The organism is Aeromonas aquatica (assembly GCF_000764655.1).
Lineage (GTDB): Bacteria > Pseudomonadota > Gammaproteobacteria > Enterobacterales > Aeromonadaceae > Aeromonas > Aeromonas aquatica.
Window position 1 is genome coordinate 1 of the sequence record NZ_JRGL01000160.1, and the last position, 5273, is coordinate 5273.

Here is a 5273-nt window from a genome sequence, read left to right on the forward strand (position 1 = left end):
GTAATTGGGACATAGCCTTCTTATTTGGGTGCGATACGCGGGTTAGTTCTCCTTCACCGCGCTCAGCCGGGATGGCCTGAACCTGATCAGGAAGGCCAGGGTGATGACGGCGGTACACACCAGGCCGATGATGGTGGAGATGTCCATCGCCAGACCAAAGCCGATGGGCGCGTTGGCCAGGTAGGTAAACACCACGGCGGTCATGAACATGGCGGGGATGGTGCAGACCCAGTGCAGCTTGCCTTCCTTGATGAGGTAGGCGGCGGCGGCCCACAGCATGATGACGGCGGTGGTCTGGTTGGCCCAGCCGAAGTAGCGCCATATCACGTCGAAGTCGGCCTTGGAGATGATGAAACCGAGGATGAACATGGGCACGGCGATCAGCAGTCGCTTGGCCATGGGTTTCTGGGTCAGCTTCAGGAAGTCCGCCACTATGAGGCGGGCACTGCGAAACGCGGTGTCACCGGAGGTGATGGGCAGGATCACCACGCCGAGGATGGCCAGGATGCCGCCGACCGTGCCGAGCAGGCTGGTGGAGACTTCGTGCACCACGGCCGCCGGGCCGCCGCTCGCCAGGGTGGCGTTGAGCGCTTCGGTGCTGTCGTAGAAGGAGAGACCCAGAGTGCACCAGATGAGGGCGATGATCCCTTCACCTATCATGGCGCCGTAGAAGATGAAGCGGCCGGACTTCTCATTCTGCATGCAGCGCGCCATCAGCGGGGACTGGGTGGCATGGAAGCCGGAGACGGCGCCACAGGCGATGGTGATGAACAGCAGCGGCCACAGCGGCAGCTCGGTCGGGTGCAGGTTGGAGAAGTCCATCCCGGTGTTGTAGAAGCCTTTGCCGGAGACGATGAGGCCGATGATGAGACCGACCGACATGAACACCAGCAGGGCGCCGAAGATGGGGTAGAAGCGACCGATGATCTTGTCGATGGGGACTATGGTGGCGAGGATGTAGTAGGCAAAGATCGCCACTATCCAGTAGACCAGATCGGTGGAGGTAAGGTTGGCGAGCAGGCCCGCCGGGCTCAGCACGAACACCACGCCCACCAGCATCAGCAGCACCACGGCAAACAGGTTCATGAAGTGCTTGGCGGCGGTGCCCAGGTGCTCACCGACCACTGTCGGTACCGAGGCGCCCTTGGCGCGCACCGACAGCATGCCGGAGAAGTAGTCGTGGACCGCGCCGGCGAAGATGCAGCCAAACACTATCCAGAGCATGGCGACCGGGCCGTACAGGGCACCCAGGATGGGGCCGAAGATGGGGCCGACCCCGGCGATGTTGAGCAGTTGAACCAGGTAGACCTTCTTGTCCGACATGGGCACATAGTCCACGCCGTCGGCCATGGTGATGGCGGGGGTGGCGAGCTCGGGTTGCGGGCCAAATATCCGCTCGATGAACTTGCCATAGAAGAAATAGCCAGCCACTAGCAGGCCGACGCAGAGGAAGAACCAGATCATTGTTACGCTCCAGCATTGTTATTTTATGGTGTGCGCGGTCAGTCTAAGTGGGCTCTTCTGTTAACGGCAGGTAAAGGTGGTAAGCGGCGGCATGGCGACCCGAGCGGTTGCCGACTGTGAGCCGGCGCACACTCAGGCCAGGTCACTCCAGGCCTAACTCATCCTTCAGCTCCTTGAGGTAGCGACGGCTGACCGGCACCTTGGCCCCGCTTTGGGTGACGATCTGGGCCAGCTGATTCTCCAGCAACTGGATCTCGAAGATAGCGTGTGGGGCCACCAGATATTGGCGGTGGCAGCGCAGCAGCGGGGTCTTCTCCTCCAGCGACTTGAGCGTGAGTTGGGTGTGAAACAGCTCACCCTGGCAGGCGACGTGCACCCCGCCGAGATCCGAGAAGGCGTACTCCACCTGCTCTATGGGCAGCAGCCGTACCCGGTTGTGCAGGTAGCCGGGGATATGGCGAATGGCGGGCGCCAGCGCGGCCACGGGCTGCGGGCTGAGATCCTGACGCAGACGTGCCAGCGTCTTGGCCAGCCGGGCGGGCTCCACCGGTTTGAGCAGGTAGTCGAAGGCGTTCTCCTCGAAGGCCTGGATGGCGTAGTCGTCGAAGGCGGTGACGAAGACGATGCGGGGCAGGGGATCGAGCATGGCGACCAGCTCCATACCGCTGAGCTTGGGCATCTGGATGTCGAGAAACACCACGTCGGGCTTCAGCCGTTGAATTAGGGGCAACGCCTCGATGGCATTGGCGGCGGCCCCCAGAATAGCAATGTCGGCTTCGGGGCCGAGCAGCTCGGCCAGCTCTTCGCGGGCATAGGGTTCGTCATCGACGATCAGGATGCGGATCATGTTGTCTCCTTGGAAGGGGGCGAGGCGCCTTGGGGATGCTGAAGGAGACCCGGGTCCATTGCTCCGGCTCGGACTGGACGTCAAGGCCGAAGCGATCGCCGAAGGCACTCTTGAGGCGGCGGTCCACTATGTTCATGCCCAGCCCATCTCCCCCCGTCAGATCCCCCTGCCAGGCGCCGGCGTTGTCCTCCACGCAGAGCCTGACCAGCTCGGGGGTCTCCTCCGCGTAGAGGCGGATGCGGCCTTGTTCCAGCAGGGTGGATATGCCGTGCTTGATGGCATTCTCGATGAGGGGCTGCAGGGTGAAGCTCGGCAACTGCAGCTGGGCCAGCTGCAGCGGGATCTCGTTTTGCACAGTCAATCGCTCACCAAAGCGGGCCAGCTCGATCTCCAGGTAGGATTGGCAGTGCTCCTGCTCCTCCTGCAGGGTGGCCAGATCGCTCTGGCGCTTGAGGTTCTTGCGAAAGAAGCGGGACAGATGCAGCAGCAGCTGGCGGGCGCGCTCGGGATCGCGCCGGGTAATGGCGCTGATGGTGTTGAGGGTGTTGAACAGGAAATGGGGGTTGATCTGGGCCTGGATGAGTTTGAGCTCGGATTGCACCAGCAGCCGCTGCTGTTGCTCCAGCCGCCCGCTCAGCAGTTGTTGTGACAGCAGGTTGGCGATCCCTTCCCCCAGGGTGTGGTTGATCTTGAGAAACAGCCGCTTCTTGGGCTCGTAGAGCTTGATGGTGCCTATTACCCCCTTGTCCCCTTGCAGCGGGATCACCAGTACGGAGCCGAGCTGACAGGAGGGGGAGATGCTGCAGCGATAGGGCTGGCGGTTGCCATCGGCAAACAGCACCTTGTTCTGGGCTATGGCTTGCAGAGTGATGGTGGAGGTGATGGGGGTGCCCGGCTTGTGGTGTTCCTCGCCGATGCCGATGAAGGCGAGGATCTTGTCGGTATCCGTGATGGCGACGGCGCCGACCCCTGTCTCCTCTTGCACTATGTGGGCGATTTTCTGGCTGGCATCGCGGGTAAAGCCCTGAGTCATAATGCCGACGGTGCGGTTGGCGATGGTGAGTGCCTTGGCGGAGAAGACCCGGGAGAATTTCTCGTACATCCGTTGTTGGTCGCGGATCATGCTGATGAAGAGCGCCGCCCCGCAGGAGTTGGCCAGGATCATGGGGGTGGCGATGGTGCGCACCAGCTGCAGGGCCTGCTCAAAGGGCGTGGCGACCAGCAGTATGATGACCATCTGCAAGATCTCGGCGTAGAGGGTGGTGAAGAAGGCGATTCTGGGCTTGAACAGGGCATCCACCCGGTTTGCCCGCATCAGCCGCCAGTGCACCAGCCCCCCCAGCAACCCCTCGCAGGTGGTGGAGATGGCGCAGGCGAGATCGGTAAATCCGCCGAGGGTATAGCGGTGCAGTCCCCCGGTCAGCCCCACCAGAAAGCCCACCAGCGGACCCCCTAGCAGCCCGCCCAGCACGGCACCGACGGCGCGGGTGTTGGCGATGGCGTCATCGATGTCCAGCCCGACGTAGGTGCCGAGGATGCAAAAGCAGGAAAAAATAACGTATATCAAGACTTTGTGGGGGAGTCTGACCGAATAGTTGGCCAGCGGGCGTAGCAAGGGGCTCTTGGAAAAGAGATAGGCGATGACCAGGCTGACGCTCATCTGCTGGAGCAGGGAGAGGACTAACTGCATAAAAAACATTCCTCCAATCTCGAGCCAGGCCTGGGCCTCATTCGTTCGTTCTGTGAGCCGGATCGCGTTTTTCCGTACCCCGTGGCCGTGTCGCCGGGCAGTTTGCCAGAATAGAAAATTAAAACCATATAAAATCAGTACGTTAAATTGATATTTGTGTAAATGTGACGAGCTTGGTATTGCTGGAGGGAGCATGAATGTGTCCACCGGATACGCCACACGGAGGTGGCATGCTCCGCCCAGCCCTCGGCTGGGCGTTTTTCATCCAGCCCCGATAGCAGACTATTTAGAGGGGGATTTGGTAATTATTCAGGTTTGTCCAATGAGTTATCCCCAGCTTCTGGGGATAAGTTTTACCCTAGCAGTGCTGAGGCCATAAGGCTTTGCGGTGTTCTTCATAACGCATGATGGCTCCTTGTACCTAGGATTGTACCTAAATGCGTTCCCAAAGCTCATACCTTATCAGACGAAACCAGACCTATTACCTCAAGGTGACGGTTCCAAAGTCTGTCCAACATTTAACCGCAAGAAGAGAGATTGTGAAGTCACTTGGGACTGACTCCCTGAGTGAATCCCGTGATAAAGTCATGGGCAAATGGCCATTGATAAAAAGATTAAAAGCGATGAATCCAAGGAACACGACAACTCATGTTTTGCAGGAACTCTTTGAGGAACTTACCGATTTTGACAACATCGCCCTTCATGGTCGTTACCAGTACGAACCGGATACAGGTACGGTAGACCCGTATCTGGCTGTCCATATCGGTCAGTTGGGAGCCATAGAGGGCTTGATTGAGGGTGGTGCAGCCAGAAGCACAGACGATGATTTTTGGTTCACTGACGTGAGACCGGACTACTCGAACAAGAAGCAGCACATGCTTTTTGAAGAGCTCTATTCCTTCTTGTTGGACATGCGCATCAAGAAGATGATTACTGGTACTCATAGGGAACAGCTCAGGGAAGGCAGAAGGCTTCTGGAAGAAATGCTTGAAGAAGTCAATGAGGCAAAACCAGCTTACTTGTTGTCGCAAGCTTGGACAAAATTCGTTGAAGCCAATCAGGAAAAATGGGTCAAGGGCAAAAGGGAGGAAGATGCCCAAAAAGTGCTGAGCGATTGGAACGGTGATTTCAAATGGATGATGTTGAGGCTGGGTGACATTCCCGTCGAGGAGGTAACTTCAAAGATGGTGAAGGGGATGTTGGGCTTCTATGAATCCAGACCTGATACAAGGTTTACCTGCGAGAAGGCGGGGTCTGCGTATAAGCGTATGC

The 5273-nt window shown here is 58.6% G+C and carries 4 protein-coding genes; 1 reads left to right on the forward strand and 3 read right to left on the reverse strand.

The window, feature by feature from the left end; genetic code table 11:
• Positions 1–42: 42 nt before the first annotated feature.
• From LG30_RS0119875 to LG30_RS0119885, 3 genes are all read right to left on the reverse strand, one after another.
• Positions 43–1464, reverse strand: coding sequence for a carbon starvation CstA family protein (locus LG30_RS0119875; protein WP_033132431.1), 1422 nt, complete (start codon positions 1462–1464; stop codon positions 43–45).
• Positions 1465–1606: 142 nt separating this feature from the next.
• Positions 1607–2311: a two-component system response regulator BtsR gene (gene btsR, locus LG30_RS0119880; RefSeq protein ID WP_033132432.1), complete on the reverse strand. Its 705-nt coding sequence runs from the start codon at positions 2309–2311 to the stop codon at positions 1607–1609.
• On the reverse strand, positions 2286–4001 hold the full coding sequence (locus LG30_RS0119885; RefSeq protein ID WP_052101224.1) for a sensor histidine kinase: 1716 nt from the start codon (positions 3999–4001) through the stop codon (positions 2286–2288). Before LG30_RS0119885 ends, btsR begins: the two co-directional genes overlap by 26 nt.
• 437 nt (positions 4002–4438) lie before the next feature.
• On the opposite strand from LG30_RS0119885, the gene LG30_RS0119890 reads away from it, so the two are divergent.
• The coding region (locus LG30_RS0119890) for a DUF6538 domain-containing protein (RefSeq protein WP_152599393.1) at positions 4439–5273 on the forward strand (835 nt) is incomplete at its 3' end.